Annotated in this window: 11 protein-coding genes and 1 pseudogene; 7 read left to right on the forward strand and 5 right to left on the reverse strand. The window is 59.0% G+C overall.

Going from position 1 to position 14,284, the window contains the following annotated elements; genetic code table 11:
- Positions 1-1,350, forward strand: a complete 1,350-nt coding sequence (locus FHT78_RS10440) for an 8-oxoguanine deaminase (protein WP_183743166.1) — start codon at positions 1-3, stop codon at positions 1,348-1,350.
- A 9-nt stretch (positions 1,351-1,359) separates the two neighbouring features.
- On the forward strand, positions 1,360-2,589 hold the full coding sequence (locus FHT78_RS10445) for an amidohydrolase family protein (protein ID WP_183743168.1): 1,230 nt from the start codon (positions 1,360-1,362) through the stop codon (positions 2,587-2,589).
- 296 nt (positions 2,590-2,885) lie between these two features.
- Here FHT78_RS10445 and FHT78_RS10450 read toward each other — a convergent pair.
- Together FHT78_RS10450 and FHT78_RS10455 are read right to left on the reverse strand one after the other, a co-directional pair.
- Positions 2,886-3,289: pseudogene (locus tag FHT78_RS10450) on the reverse strand (type II toxin-antitoxin system VapC family toxin).
- Positions 3,286-3,555: an antitoxin gene (locus FHT78_RS10455; protein ID WP_183743170.1), complete on the reverse strand. Its 270-nt coding sequence runs from the start codon at positions 3,553-3,555 to the stop codon at positions 3,286-3,288. The pseudogene FHT78_RS10450 and the gene FHT78_RS10455 overlap by 4 nt, the downstream one beginning before the upstream one ends.
- Positions 3,556-3,815: 260 nt before the next feature.
- On the opposite strand from FHT78_RS10455, the gene FHT78_RS10460 reads away from it, so the two are divergent.
- Complete coding sequence (locus FHT78_RS10460; protein ID WP_183743172.1) at positions 3,816-5,102, forward strand: ISNCY family transposase; 1,287 nt, start codon at positions 3,816-3,818, stop codon at positions 5,100-5,102.
- 300 nt (positions 5,103-5,402) lie between these two features.
- Here FHT78_RS10460 and FHT78_RS10465 read toward each other — a convergent pair whose 3' ends face one another.
- The gene (locus FHT78_RS10465; protein ID WP_183743174.1) at positions 5,403-6,704 is read right to left on the reverse strand and encodes a glycoside hydrolase family 28 protein; all 1,302 of its coding nucleotides are present in this window, start codon (positions 6,702-6,704) and stop codon (positions 5,403-5,405) included.
- 266 nt (positions 6,705-6,970) lie between these two features.
- Between FHT78_RS10465 and FHT78_RS10470 the strand changes: the two genes are divergently transcribed.
- From FHT78_RS10470 to FHT78_RS10480, 3 genes are read left to right on the forward strand one after another with little or no spacing between them, the layout of a single operon-like run.
- Positions 6,971-8,161: an extracellular solute-binding protein gene (locus FHT78_RS10470; protein WP_246715225.1), complete on the forward strand. Its 1,191-nt coding sequence runs from the start codon at positions 6,971-6,973 to the stop codon at positions 8,159-8,161.
- On the forward strand, positions 8,158-9,111 hold the full coding sequence (locus FHT78_RS10475) for a sugar ABC transporter permease (RefSeq protein WP_183743178.1): 954 nt from the start codon (positions 8,158-8,160) through the stop codon (positions 9,109-9,111). Before FHT78_RS10470 ends, FHT78_RS10475 begins: the two co-directional genes overlap by 4 nt.
- Positions 9,108-9,926 carry a carbohydrate ABC transporter permease gene (locus tag FHT78_RS10480; protein ID WP_183743181.1) on the forward strand — a complete coding sequence of 273 codons (819 nt, stop codon included), beginning with the start codon at positions 9,108-9,110 and terminating at the stop codon, positions 9,924-9,926. The genes FHT78_RS10475 and FHT78_RS10480 overlap by 4 nt, the downstream gene beginning before the upstream one ends.
- A gap of 96 nt (positions 9,927-10,022) precedes the next feature.
- Here FHT78_RS10480 and FHT78_RS10485 read toward each other — a convergent pair whose 3' ends face one another.
- Both FHT78_RS10485 and FHT78_RS10490 read right to left on the reverse strand, forming a co-directional pair.
- Positions 10,023-11,765 carry a GH116 family glycosyl hydrolase gene (locus tag FHT78_RS10485; protein ID WP_183743183.1) on the reverse strand — a complete coding sequence of 581 codons (1,743 nt, stop codon included), beginning with the start codon at positions 11,763-11,765 and terminating at the stop codon, positions 10,023-10,025.
- A 16-nt stretch (positions 11,766-11,781) separates the two neighbouring features.
- A complete protein-coding gene (locus FHT78_RS10490; protein WP_183743185.1) occupies positions 11,782-12,915 on the reverse strand; it encodes an ROK family protein in 1,134 nt (377 codons plus the stop codon).
- Here FHT78_RS10490 and FHT78_RS10495 point away from each other — a divergent pair.
- A complete protein-coding gene (locus FHT78_RS10495; RefSeq protein ID WP_183743187.1) occupies positions 12,909-14,111 on the forward strand; it encodes an ROK family transcriptional regulator in 1,203 nt (400 codons plus the stop codon). The two genes, FHT78_RS10490 and FHT78_RS10495, sit on opposite strands and share 7 nt — an antisense overlap.
- Positions 14,112-14,284 lie beyond the last annotated feature (173 nt).

Below are 14,284 nucleotides of genomic sequence, written 5' to 3' on the forward strand. Positions count from 1 at the left end.
ATGAAGGGCCGGCTCTGGATACAATCGCCACTTGCCATCATGGCCGAGGGCGCTGGGGGTGGCGTCGTCATCGAAAATGGTCGTATCGTCGAGCTGGTCGCAGCTGGACGGCAGCCGACGCGGCCCGTCGATGCTCGCTTCGATGCCGGCCGGCACGTCGTCATTCCCGGTCTTGTCAACGCCCATCACCATATGTTCCAGACCCTGACGCGCGCTCATCCGGCCGCGATCAACAAGTCGCTCTGGCCGTGGATCCGCGCGCTCTACCCTATCTGGGCAAAGCATATGACCCCTGAAGCCTTCCGTCTTGCCGTCCGTCTCGGCTTGACGGAACTCCTGCTTTCCGGGTGCACCACGACCTCCGACCACCACTATCTCTATGCCGCCGGCCTCGAAGACGCGATGGATGTCGAGGCCGAGGAGGCGGCCCGCCTTGGCATACGCATCACGCTGACGCGCGGCAGCCTTAACATCAAGGACCAGCAAGGCGTCATTTCGCCCGGCAATGTTGTACAGGACGATGACGTGATCCTTGCCGATAGCGAGCGTGTGCTATGGCGCTATCACGACCGCTCGGAGGGGGCGATGACGCAGGTGGCGCTCGCGCCCTGTGCGCCTTTCGACGTCACGTTGGACCTGATGCAAAAAACGGCGGAACTGGCGGAGCGCCATGACTGCCGGCTCCACACCCATCTGGTCGAGACACGCGTGGAAGCGGAATTTTGCCGCAGCAAATTTGCCTGCACGCCGGTGGAATATCTCGACCGCTGCAACTGGCTGAATTCGCGCACCTGGCTTGCCCACGGCATCCATTTCGATGATGCCGAAATCGCCGAGCTTAGCCGACACGGCGTCGGCGTCTGTCATTGCCCGACCTCGAACATGGTGCTTGCATCTGGTATGTGCCGCACCAGCGAGCTGGAAGCCGCAGGCGTGCCAGTCGGGCTCGGCGTCGATGGCTCGGCTTCTAACGACAATTCCAATTTGATGGAAGCCGTGCGCCATGCGCTGATGCTGAACCGGCTGACCTACGGTGCGGAGGCCGTCACCCATTTCGACGCGCTGCGCTGGGGAACCGCCGGCTCGGCAAAACTGCTCGGCCGCGATGACATCGGCGCCATCACGCCGGGCCGCCAGGCCGATCTCGCCTTTTACAAGCTTGACGAACTGCGTTTCTCCGGCGCCGGTGATCCGCTGGCCGCCCTGGTTCTCTGCGGCGCCACAACGGCCGACCGCGTCATGATCGCAGGCGAATGGCGCGTCACCGACGGTATGCCTACGGGTGTCGACATCGAGGCACTGATCGCCGATCACAACCGCGCCGCCCGCAATTTTCTTTTGTCGGTCTGAGGAGGTCCCATGGCGATCGACTTCGTCATCCGCAACGCCCGGCTGGCAGGTTTGACCGAACCGACCGATATTGCCTTCGAGGCCAATCGCATCGCGGCAATCGCGCCTCGCATCGTCTGCGATGCTCCGCATTATGATGCCAGAGGGAAATTCGCCTGCGGCGGTCTCATCGAGACTCATATCCATCTCGACAAGGCTGGTATCATCAGCCGTTGCAACCTCTGCACCGGGACACTCGCGGAGGCTGTCAGCGAAACCTCCCGGGCCAAGGCCGCCTTCACCGAGGAAGATGTTTATGCACGTGCCGCCGCGGTCGTCGAAAAGGCGATCCTCAACGGCACCAGCCGCCTGCGCACCTTCGTCGAGATCGATCCGCGCGCCGGCTTCCGCTCATTTGAGGCGATCCGGCATCTGAAAGCCGATTATCGCGATCTCATCGATATCGAAATCTGCGCCTTTGCACAGGAGGGCCTGACGAACGATCCCGGCACGGAGGAGATGCTGGAACAGGCGTTGAAAGCGGGGGCCGATCTGGTGGGGGGGTGCCCCTATACCGATCCCGAACCGGCCGAACACATCCGCCGGATCTTCGACCTCGCCATGCGCCATGACGTCGCCGTCGATTTTCATCTCGATTTCGACCTCGACCCCTCGGGCTCTGATCTTCCGGCCGTTATGGCCGAGACCGTCGCTCGCCGCTATCAAGGGCGCGTGTCGGTCGGCCATGTGACCAAGCTCTCGGCTTTGCGCCCGGAAGAGCTGGAGCCAATCGGCCGCGCACTCGCCGAGGCTGGCGTGGCGTTGACCGTCCTGCCTGCCACCGATCTGTTTCTGACCGGCCGCAATTCCACCCATCTCGTTCCGCGCGGCGTTACACCCGCTCACCGCCTGGCAACACTCGGCGTCATCACAACCATCTCGACCAACAACGTTCTGAACCCGTTCACCCCTTTCGGCGACGTTAACCTGATGCGCATGGCCAATCTCTACGCCAATATCTCCCAGATCGGCACCCCCAATGGCCTTGACGAGATCTTCGCCATGATCACGACGCAAGCGGCCATCCTCCTCGGAATAGAGAGCAGCTACGGCATCGCGATCGGAAACGCTGCAGATGTCGTCGTCCTCGACGCTCCGTCGGCCGCCGACGCCGTTGCGACCATCGCGCCCGCGTTCATCGGCTGGAAAAAAGGCCGCCGAAGTTTCTTCCGACCCCAGCCGCAGCTTTTCTTGGTGTAAAGGGGCGCATGGTGTCGCCTGGGCCTATCGCAAACCGTTGTCCCGTTTCGACAGCTACATCGGTCGAGCAAGTTTAATTTCGAACTGGCTACCAGTTGCAGTGAGTGGGGAGGCAGTGGACCGGGATTCCCGAACCGGGCTTTCGAAAGGAGCGAAAGTGTTGATGCCCTCCCGAGGGCGACGCGGTCGATCGGACCGTAGACGTCCATATGAGCAAGCTACGCAGAGAGTTGGATGCCGCTGGTGTCGGCGAACTTCTCAAAGGGGTAGGGTACCGGCGCCCATGATGTCCTTTGCTATCTCTCAAGCCAGTTCTGGAGGTTGAGGCCACGATTGCGCCGGAACTCGCGTATATTGTCCGTCACCAGTGTCAGATCCAGCGCACGAGCATGCGCGGCAATGAGCAGATCGTTGAGGCCAATCGTCTGGCCGGCAGCTTCTAACTCCGCACGAATGTCACAGTACTTTATATCGGCGGGGACATCCAGCGGCAGTATGGGAAGCGTTCTAAGTATGCTCTCGACCTTAGCCAGCAGCTTGGCCGATCTTTTTTTTCGCAGCCGTATCGCAACTCCGATGCGACGATGATGCTAGTGCAAATCTCTTTGGGACCTATATCTTCGATACGGCGTGCCACCGGTCCGAAGGGATTGCGTATGATGTCACTAATAATGTTCGTATCAAGCAAGTACTCGTTCAAAAAATGTTCTCCGGCTTAGCAGGCATATCCTCGATCTCCGGGAATTCGTCTTTCAGCCCGAGGGGGGATTCCGTTTTCCGCGCGGCGATGAGCTCGACGATGTTGGACGGCTTGGTAACGGGCTCGATGATGAGCTTATCGCCTTCGCGGTGAATCAACACCCGATCCCCTGGCAACTCAAATTCCGCAGGGATGCGCACCGCCTGGCTACGATTGTTGCGGAACAGCTTCACTTCTTTGGGTCTTGAGGGCATTGAAACAGGCATAGTAAACCTCCTTTGTATATGCCGTGGCCTGCTCTTTCAAGTCCAGCGGCTTATCGTTTACTACGGCATAAGGTGGGGGTGCATTGGAAGCATTCGCGGTAAATGAACCAACAGCAGCAAAACCGCCCAAATGTTCCATAACCTATCTTATGCGATCTTTTTGTGTAGCCGCAAAGTTGAAGTGTCCTGTTTCTGCAAAGTAAGAATGTCACTCTCCCCGGGTTCTGAGGACCTGGGAGGTTGCGGAGGGACTGATTGCGATGAGCGAGCGTCACCTGCAGCGGATTGAGATTTTGTCGAAGGTGATCGACGGCCGGATGACGATGGTGTCGGCGGCGCATGTGCTTGATCTGAGCGAGCGCCAGGTGCGCCGGCTGCTGGAGCGGATCAGCACTGGCGGTGCGGCGTCGATCCGGCACAAGGCGATCGGCCGGCCGTCGAACAACCGGATCAGTGACGGTGTGCGCGATTACGCGATGACACTGGTTCGCGAGCGTTATGCCGATTTCGGACCAACCTTGTCGCGCAAGCAGCGGCGGACGTTTCATCAGCCGCGGCTGCGACGCGAGGCTTATGGTGAATTGGTGCAGATCGATGGGTCGGAGCATCGCTGGTTCGAGGATCGCGGACCGCCTTGCTCGCTGCTGGTGTTCGTTGACGATGCGACGGGCAGGTTGATGCAGCTGCGCTTCGTGCGTTCCGAAAGTGCATTCACCTACTTCGAGGCACTGGCGCTCTACCTCAAGCGCCACGGCTCACCAATTGCCTTTTATTCCGACAAGCATTCTGTGTTTCGGGTGGCGAAGAAGGACGCCAAAGGTGGCCAGGGCATGACCCAGTTCGGGCGGGCGCTGTGCGAGCTAAACATCGAGATCCTTTGTGCAAATTCGAGCCAGGCCAAGGGCCGTGTCGAGCGGATGAATCGGACGCTGCAGGATCGGCTGGTCAAGGAATTACGGCTGGCTGGCATCGACAATACGGAGGCAGGCAATGGTTTTTTGCCGGGCTTCGTGGAGGACTACAATGGGCGCTTTGCGATCGTCCCTGCCCGGTCCGAGGACTTGCATCGGCCGATGAACCTGGCGCCGGATCGGTTGGGCGAGATCCTGTGCAAGCGCGAGCAGCGCTATGTCGGATCGCAGTTGACGTTTTCGTTCGAACGCCAGCGGATCATGCTGGAGGAGACCGAGGTGACGCGCGGTTTGGCTGGCCGCAATGTCGAGACCTATGCTTATGCGGACGGTCGACTGGATGTGCGGTGGAAGGGTCATTCCCTGCCCTACCGCGTGTTCGACAAGGACCAGCGGGTAACGCATGCGGCGATTACCGAGAACAAGCGGCTCGGCGACGTCCTGGCCTATATCAAGGAGCGCCAGGACGAGCGACCGGCGCCCAAGGTGAAGACCAACAGCGAGCAAATCGGCTACACACCGCGAGGCCGCAAGCCGGGACGCCCCAGGGATTTCATGGACGATCCTGCGGTGATTGCGCGGCGAGAGGCAGCGCTTTCCGGCTTGATGCTGCGGAGTGAATCGTCGATCACATAGTCTCAAAGCTAAAGCCGAAGAGGTGCCCCTCACCCGCCCCGATCTGATCTTGCAAGCGGATCAACCGCTCAGATCGGGGCTGGTCGGCGTGCCGTGCGGCGGCAAAAGGGACATATCAACTTTGCACACAATCCCACATTCCAGCTTCCCCGCCACATGCCAGTCGGACGATGCCACGAACGCGGACGCGTCTCCCATCGATGCGAGACCGCTCGGAAGCTCAACGCCCTGTAGCCATCCGCCGATGAGAAGAGCCTTAGTCCAACCACCAAGGTGCTTCCAGCAAGATTACAAGCTCCCTCAGGAGATCAACGCGATGTTTACCTGGTTCCATCCTGCGGGCAGCGGTTCGGGCCGGCGGATCTTTACGTCTTCCAACGCAAGACCTGTCACATTTTGCGCAAACACACCCGGCAATCCCCCCGGATAGTCGAAAAGCCCGACGATCTTGCCGTCCTGTCCCCGAACCCAAGCGTTGCCGCGCCCCGACACGTCCTTCGGCGGTGCGAGATCAGCATTTGTCGGCCGCAAGTCGTACCGCTTTGCAGTGCCAAGCGGCCCTTCGTCCATTTTGATATTGATCTCGCGAAGAACGACATCTTCGATACCGCCCGGCTCCTCCGCAAAGAGATTGATGGCGCCGTGACTTCGCCCCGAGACGTTCTCGACGAGCACAGTCCGGATTGCTCCTGCGGGGCGCTCCGGACGGCGCGTGAGCTTGGTCATCGTGAACGGTTCACCGGAACCCCAGAACCCATCGGGCGTCTCGCTGCAATCGAGCTCTATGTCGCGGAAGACGACATCTTCAATCTTGCCGCCATCGCGCGAAAAGATGCCGAGACCACGGTTGGAATTCTCGATCCGGCAGCGCAGGAAGCGGACTTGAGATATGTCGCCGAAGCTCTCGGTGCCGATCTTGAGGGCACAGCTTTTGCTCTCGATCACACTGTCGGAGATCTCGATCCGTTCACAACGTCCAATTCCTCTGTCGCTCAAGCTCGTCTTGAGGCAGACACCGTCATCGGCGGTGCGAATGATGACTTCAGAAATCGTGACGTCGCTGCAACTATCGATAACGATCCCGTCCGTATTTGGGAGTTGGCGGTTATTGGAGACACGAAGCCCTCGAGCGACGATATCGCGGCAGCGCACGAGGTGGATCGTCCACATGGGCGAATCCGCAATATGAACGCCTTCCAAACGAACGTTCGTGCAATCCTCAAAAACGATCACACGCGGCCGTTCTGCTACCGGAGTGAAAGTTCCGACGCCCTCGTCGAAGCCAGTGTGGAAGGCATCGCCGCGTCCATCGATCATGCCTTTGCCTGTGATGGTGACATTCGAGGCGTTCTGCGCGACGATATAGGCACGATCCGAAGCCTCGGCGTATACGCTGACAGTGTTTTCGGAATAGCACTCATAGTCAGCTACGAAGGTCAGGACTGCGCCTTCTTCGATATGCAAGGTGATATCGCTTCTCAATCGGAGCGCACTCGCCGAGTGACGGCCCGGCCGAAGGAAGACCGTCCCGCCCCCTGCTGACGCGAGCGTGTCAAGCGCCGTCTGGATACCACCTTCCACGGCTTCAACGAATATTTCCATCACATGTCTCCGCCTATTTCCACCGGATTCATAGATGCGGCTCATTTATTCGTCAACAGGACGAACTAAATCTCGCCGGATCGGATCTGTTGTGTTGACAGGCCGCCAAACTCGTATTTAATTCGTCATGGTTACGAACAAAGGCCTCAGGGAGTTCTATTGCAGGCCTTTCGTTTCGGATGTCAAAATGAATGACAAGCCAGAGAGGGAGCCCTATGAAAACGCTAAAGACAATCCTAATGACCGCCAGCGCTATGGCGATAACAATGTCGTTCGCCGCAGCCTCGGAGCTCAAGCTCGTGTGGTATGTCGACAACGATCAGGAGGAAGCGGACACGCGCGCGCTGCTCGATCAGTACACGAAGCTGCATCCCGAAACGACCTTCGATCTGGAAATCACCCCTTACGACGGGATGATCCAGAAATTCCAGCAATATGCAGCCTCGGGGATCATGCCGGATCTGTCCCTGACCTCCTCCATGGAGCCGGTTATTCGGCCCTTCCTGGCAGACCTCAGCAAGGAGATCGGACCGGAATGGATCAACGACTTCGTCAAGGGCTGGGCCGATGGAGCCAGGCTTGGCGACAAGGTCATTGCCGCCCCCCTGCGTGTCACCTCGACAGGGATCTTCCTGAACGCCGATGCCTTCAAAAAGGCAGGTGTTGCCATTCCGGACCAGGCGACCGGTTGGACATGGGAAGAGTTCATCCCGAAGGTCAAGGAGGCAGCAGAGAAATCCGGCATCCGCTATCCTCTGGTCTGGGACGTTTCCGCGAGCCGGTGGATCGTTCACGAATATCAATATGGCAACCACATCTACACCGAGAAGGAGCCCGTCAAGGTCGTGATGGACGAGGCGGCCTGGACGAGCACGCTCGACAAATTCATCGAAATCACCAAGGCTGCCATGCCGCCCGGCCTGTGGAGCGGCGCAAGTTCGGACAATCCTAAGGAACTTTTCACTGCAGGTCAGGCAGCGGCCTACATGTCCGGGAGCTGGCAGATTGCCGGGCTGGCAACCAACGCACAATTCGCTTGGCAAGCCGGACCGACGCCACGCGGGACGGTTGCTTCATCGATCTACGGCGGCGATTACATCGTTGCCTTCAACACAAGCCAGCACCTGCCGGAAGCCGTCGAGTTCATAAAATGGATCACATCCCCGGAGATCCAGGCGCAATACGCCAAGACCTTCGGCATGATCCCTGCCAACCTCAAGGCGCCGCCGGTCAAGTATGACAATCCGGCCGCAACGGCTGCAATCACCGCAATGCAGAATGAATTGAACGCGAGCCCGGCCTACGCGGCAACAGACCAGGCCTGGCCGCAGATGCAGTCGGTCTGGGGGACGGTGAAAGCGGCTGTTACCCAGGCTGTCGCCGGTCAGATTTCCTCAGCCGAGGCGATCGCGCAGATCAAGAAATCCGCCGACGACTCGCTCGAGGCGAGCAAGTGACGGCAGTGATCACACAGCAAGGCAGTTCGGCACTGGGTCCCCACCCGGTGCCGAAGGGCCGCCGCAACAGCCTCTTCAATGTCGGTTGGCCGTATCTGCTCATGCTGCCGACGATCGCACTGCTCGTCACTTTTACGCTTTATCCGCTGGTGCAAGGCCTGCTGATGGCATTCTTCAAGCGGGGCGTGGTGGTGGTTCCACAAGTCCCAAGCACCCTGCCGCAATATGTGGGCTTTGATAATTTTTTAGGGCTTTTGAGCAATGCCGACTTCCAGACGTCCCTCGTCAAGACGGTTGTCTTCGTCGTCATCGCGGTACCACTGAACATTATCGCCTCCTTGGCGCTGGCACTGCTTCTCTCGCCGCAGACGAAATTTTTCGCGATTGTACGGACGGTTGTCTTCTTCCCCTCGATGATCAGTCTTTTGATCATTGGCGTCTCGTGGCGCTGGCTTTTCGGCCTGAACAACGGTCTCGTCAATTATCTGCTGTCACTGGTGGGAATTGCTCCGGTTCCGTGGCTCGAACAAGATACCATGGCTCAGATTGCGATGATCATCGCATGGGTGTGGGCCCAAGCCGGCTTTAACATGATGATTTTCATCGCCGGCCTGACTGCGATCCCGGCGGACTACTACGAAGCCTCGTCCATCGACGGCACCACCAGATGGCGCCAGTTCACGCATATCACATTGCCGCTTCTCAGGCCGACGATGGCGGTGGTCCTGGTGCTGTCGTCGATCGAAGCCTTCAAGGTTTATGAACTCGTCGTGTCGTTGACCGGAGGAGGACCCGGCAAGGCTACCGTCTACCTGATCCAGACGATCTACGACACGGCATTTCAAAAGCCGATGCAGGCCGGCGTTGCCGCCGCCCAGTCGATGGTTCTCTTTGCAATTCTCTTGCTGCTGACGATCGTTCAGTTGCGCCTGTCTAGGAGCGAGAAATGACACGGATCTATTCGCCCTGGCGGCTCGCGTTCGTGGCCTTGGCGCTCTTCATCTTCCTGATGCCGCCGGTGTGGCTCTTCCTGTCGTCGCTGAAATCGCAACAGGAGATATTCCAGTGGCCGCCAACCATTTTTCCGGCCCATATAACACTGCAGAATTTCATCGAAACGGTATCGCGGGCAAAATTTCTGGTCTTTTTCCGCAATTCGGCAATCGTCTCCGTGCTCTCGGCACTGCTGTCCGTCACCATCAGCGTCATGGCAGGTTATGCGCTTGCGAAATTCAGGTTTAAAGGCGACACGCTGTTTTTCCTGCTGATCATGTCATCGCTGATGGTGCCGTTGCAGATCGTCATGATCCCGGTCTTTCTGGTTCTGCGCGATCTCCACCTTCTTGATACGCTCGCGGGCATCATCATCGCTCCAGCCGCAACTCCGACAGGGGTGTTCCTGATGCGGCAATACATCACGAACATTCCCGACAGCCTTTTGGAGGCAGCCCGGATTGACGGAACGCCGGAGTGGCGCATCTTGCTGAGGATTATCGTGCCGTTATCCATACCCGCGATCGGCACGCTTCTGGCTTTCAATCTCGTCTGGCGTTGGAACGATTATCTGTGGCCATTCCTGGTCATCACGGATCAGGACAAATGGACTGTTCAGGTTGCGCTCGCCAACACTGTCGGACGATTTGGCATCAACTGGCCAAGATTGCTGTCGATGTCAGTTCTCTCCGTCCTGCCGGTGCTCGTCATGTTCACGGCCCTGCAACGAATGCTGATGAGCGGCCTAATGGCCGGAGCGACCAAAGAGTAGCGAAAGCCGGTGCCAGTCAAATGAAAAGCCGCCTCGGGCGGCTTTTGCATTTGCTTCCTGGTCTGTAAAAGATTGCGACCATGTTCTGAGGACGTTTCAGGCAAGCGGCGGGCGCAGCTTGTCCTTGTGCGCGAGGGCGGCCATCGCCGGCATGCTGCTCCACCCCTGGAGCAGCGATCCACGCCCCCACGGCGGGGCAAAATATTCCACAGCGCCCACCCACCCTTCTTCCAGGCAGGTTTCCCACCAGCGCAGCAAGGGATATTCCGCGCCCGAAAGGTCATGGATCAGACGCTGTTCGGCATAAAGACCCGACAGGTAAGGCCAATCCGATCCGTTGTGGTAGCGGTATGCGAAGGCGGACTTCGAGCGGGTGTCTTTTGGCCGCTTGAAGGGCGGAAAGGCACACATGACACCCCAGTCCCCGTAGGGCTGACTGGCGTTGTTGCGGGTTTCCAGGAACGCCTCCACCTTCGCAAGGACCGTTCTTGCACGTTCTGCCGAAACGGCTCGGTATCGAAGCAGGGTGAGACTGTCGAGCGTCAGATGATCCTCGACGAAATCCTGTTTCTCCCCGTAGTCGGCGTAGGCTCCGCCTGCCTGGAGAAGGACGTCGTCGATCGATGCGCGAGCCTTTTTGGCAGTTGCGGCAGCCTTGGCGGCGACATTTTCGTCGATCGTCCCGCCGTAAGCGGCAATCACGTCGAGAGCACCGATCCATAAGCCGATGTCATAGGAAACGTAACCATGGCGAAAGACATTGTCGGCCCAATCGCGATCATGGCGAGGCTTGACCGGCAAGCCGTTCCCTGCCCTATCCAAGTCGCAGTAACGATCAAAGATGGCAATAACTTTATCCCAATGAACAGTCAGCGGGGAACTGTCCCCGGTCGTACGGACATAGTCGCCGATCGTCAGGATGAAGAACAACGGGCTGTCGAAGTGGTCACTCCACCAATCTCCCGGACGAAGGTGCTCCTCTTTGATCTGCGGGTGCGATCTGCGAACCTTCTCCCATTCTTCGGCCTGTGCCGGCCCGGTCAGGATGACACCGCTCGGCGCCTCTCCATCGGGCTGGATGCCGCGCGCCAGCAGCTCGATCTGCGAGCGTACGGCATCGGGTTCACGCGCTAACAGCGCCTGAAGCGTCCAGTATCCGTCGCGATAATAGGTTCGTGCCGGTGCGCTGTAAGCCTGGCCTGCAGCAAGGCCGCCAAAATCGCCATGCTCGTTCTGACGAATGCTCGAAAGTGCGGCATGAAGGCTCTGCGAAATCATGCTGCGCATCAGCGGCGAAGCTTCCGGCATTTCATCGCAGCGCGCTACATAGGCGTTAGCTTCGGCCACTACCTCCTCTTGAGCGAGGTCGAGGCCCTTGGTGGCTTCGTCGCTCGACGCGCCAGCGCTGAGGAATATGCCGCCGGGTCTTTGCTCGACAATAACCACACCCCATCCGGTTCGGGCAATCCGTCGTTCACCCAGCCGCTCTACCGGTTGGCGTTTCGTGGTGCTTCCCCACCAAGCGCAACGACGCGAGGGTACGAGTGTCTGCAGTTTCGCTCCCTTCAAAAACAGCACCGGTGCCGACTGAGCCACATAAAGGCCGCCGCCGCTGGTTTCGACGCGGTTCGGGGCATACGTGAAAGGCCCACGCCAACCGCTGAAGGTCAGGTTCGCGATCTTGCCACAGCCCCAGACAGAAATTTCGATCTTGCCGTCCGGCCAGCAATCACCCTGCAGGCGTGGTGCCATGAATGGCAGCAGGACCGGCTTTTCCGATACGAGTTGTCCATCGGCAAGCGGGCTAAGGACACGCGGCTTCGTGCGTGGCTTCGTCATGAGCGAGCTCCAGTTCTTATGCGGCCTTCTGGCTGGAAAGTTCGTGCAAACCAAGCATCAAGGCACCGCGCATTCCTGCCTCCGGACCGAGAGAAGTCGGTTCAATCTGCACGGCAAACGGCAGCAGAGACGACATATGCTGCGAGACGAGCTCGATGAACTCCGGGCGCGAGCCGATGCCGCCTCCAAGTACCATCAATGCCGGATCGAATACCGCTTGAATGGACGCCAGCCCGACCGACGCGGACTTTGCGAGCGCCGCGATGGCAGCAGACGCCTCTGGGTCTCCCGAACCCGCCCTGAGAAAGATTTCACTCACCGGCACAGTTCCATCTCGATAGAGAGAGCGTATGGCCGGTGAATCGACTTGGTCCTCAAAGAGGCCCGCCCTTGCTTTCGGCGCGGCATCGTGCGGATCTGCGCCGAGCGGCAGAAGACCAAGTTCCCCCGCGCGGCCGTGGTGACCGCGAAAAAGCCTGCCGTCGATAACGAGCCCCATGCCCACCCCAGTTCCGAAGGCGATGAAGGCCACGGAAGTGCAATCGCGGGCTCTTCCGAGCGTCGCCTCAGCAAATGCCGCCAGATTGACGTCGTTCTCGACAATCACACCGCAGGGCAATCCGGCCTCAAGAAGCCCTGCAAGTGGCTGGTCCGCAGGGATTGCGAGATTCGGCGACAGCGAAGCAAGACCAGTAGAGGGCGAAACGGCGCTCGGTACGCCAACGACGGCGCTAAGGAGAGGCCCCCGGTCATGATGCCGCTCCGCTAGGGTCAAGATCATGCGCACAATTTGCTTGAGGACGGGAGCGCCTTCGCCGTGGGCGGTCGGCTCTTCCATCTTCGCCAAGAGAACGCCGTTAAGATCGGATAGGCCGGCGAGCACCTTGGTACCACCGAGATCAACGCCAGCAATGAGACCCGAAACGCTCGCGCGACGATTGTCAACCGCCGGCCGCAGATCTGGCGCGATAGTTGAAATATTTGACAAACGCAGCTCTTTTCTATATTTGTTCGGCAGGTTGACGAATTTATTATTGCCGGCCTTCCGGTCTGTCAACAACCAGTTTGAAATTGACGGGCATTCGTGGAAAAAGCAGAAGCAGACGAACAGCAAAATCTTAGATCGACCGGAATATTTGGCCCATGGCATTGACTGAAAACGCGCCCCCGATGCTGCGACAGATTTCGGTTCGCGCTGTCATGGATGTCTTGCTCCACACGGGTCCCACGTCCCGTGCCGAACTTTCCAAGATCACCGGCCTCTCGAAGCAGACGATGTCCGAGGTCATCAGGACGCTGGAAGAGGCTGGCTGGGTTCGCGAAAAAGGCGTTACGACCGGCCGCATCGGCCGCAGCGCCATTACCTATGAGGTGAATGGCACGGCCGGCTACGCCGTCGCCATCGACATGGGTGCCACGACAACGCGGATCGTGCTCGGCAATATCGTCGGCAGAATTGTGAATGAGATTGAATATCCCTCCGACCATCGAGGCGGCTATCATCAGCTCGAACAGATAGAAGCGGCGCTTGGGCGGATTCTTGCCGAAAGCGGTGTGGCGCGTGATTATGTTCTGGTAGCGTCCATCGCCACGCCCGGCGTGGTCGAACCGACGACCGGCGCGCTCTCAATGGCACCGAACCTTGTCGATCTTGCCGGCATCGATATTGTCAGAACACTTCGCGAAAGGCTTGGTTGTCCGGTTGTGCTTGAAAACGACGTCAACGCAGCCGTCATCGGCGAGTCCTGGCAGGGACGTGCAGTTGAGATCGATACCCTGGCCTTCATCTCGCTTGGAACAGGTATCGGTCTTGGCGTACTTCAAGGCGGCAAGTTGATGCGCGGCGCGAGTGGGGCAGCCGGCGAGATCTCCTACCTTCCGTTCGGGGCTGATCCCTATGCGGAGGACAGCTTGGAGCGCGGCGCACTCGAATGCGCCATCGCAGCGCAGGGAATTAGCGATTTCTATCACCGCTCAGGCGGTATAAAGGACACGTCCGTCCGAGATATTCTGAGGCTTGCAGAAAAGGAAGATCCGATCGCCGCAAACGTCATCCGCAAAGTCGCGGATATCGCAGCACTCCTGATCGTGTCCGTGAACGCGATCGTCGATCCGACCATCGTTGTCCTTGGAGGTAGCATTGGCTCCCATCCATTGATGGTCGAGCGGATTCGCGAAGGCATAGCCAAGGCAAGTCGGCGCAATATAAAGGTGGAAGCGAGCGCGCTTGGCAGCCGCGCAACGCTCATCGGGGCGCTTGCAATTGCCTTGACCCACCTTCACAACCTTCTCTTCTCACCGCAGGCCCTTCCAGAGCAACGGCGTTTGCCGCCGCCGCCTCGCTGATCCCGAACGTCTGGGACCAGGCTCGTCTTGCTGTCACAGCCCGTTCCAAATTGAATGCGGCAGCAACGTGCCCACCAGCTTGAGGAGCAGCCAGTGAAGCAGCTCTCTAATTGAACAACGCTGTCCTGAAAGCGATAGGCCGTGCCCCTTCCCTCAGACACGCTTGGTCGCGA

The organism is Rhizobium sp. BK196, from assembly GCF_014193255.1.
In the GTDB taxonomy this organism is placed as follows: Bacteria; Pseudomonadota; Alphaproteobacteria; order Rhizobiales; family Rhizobiaceae; genus Rhizobium.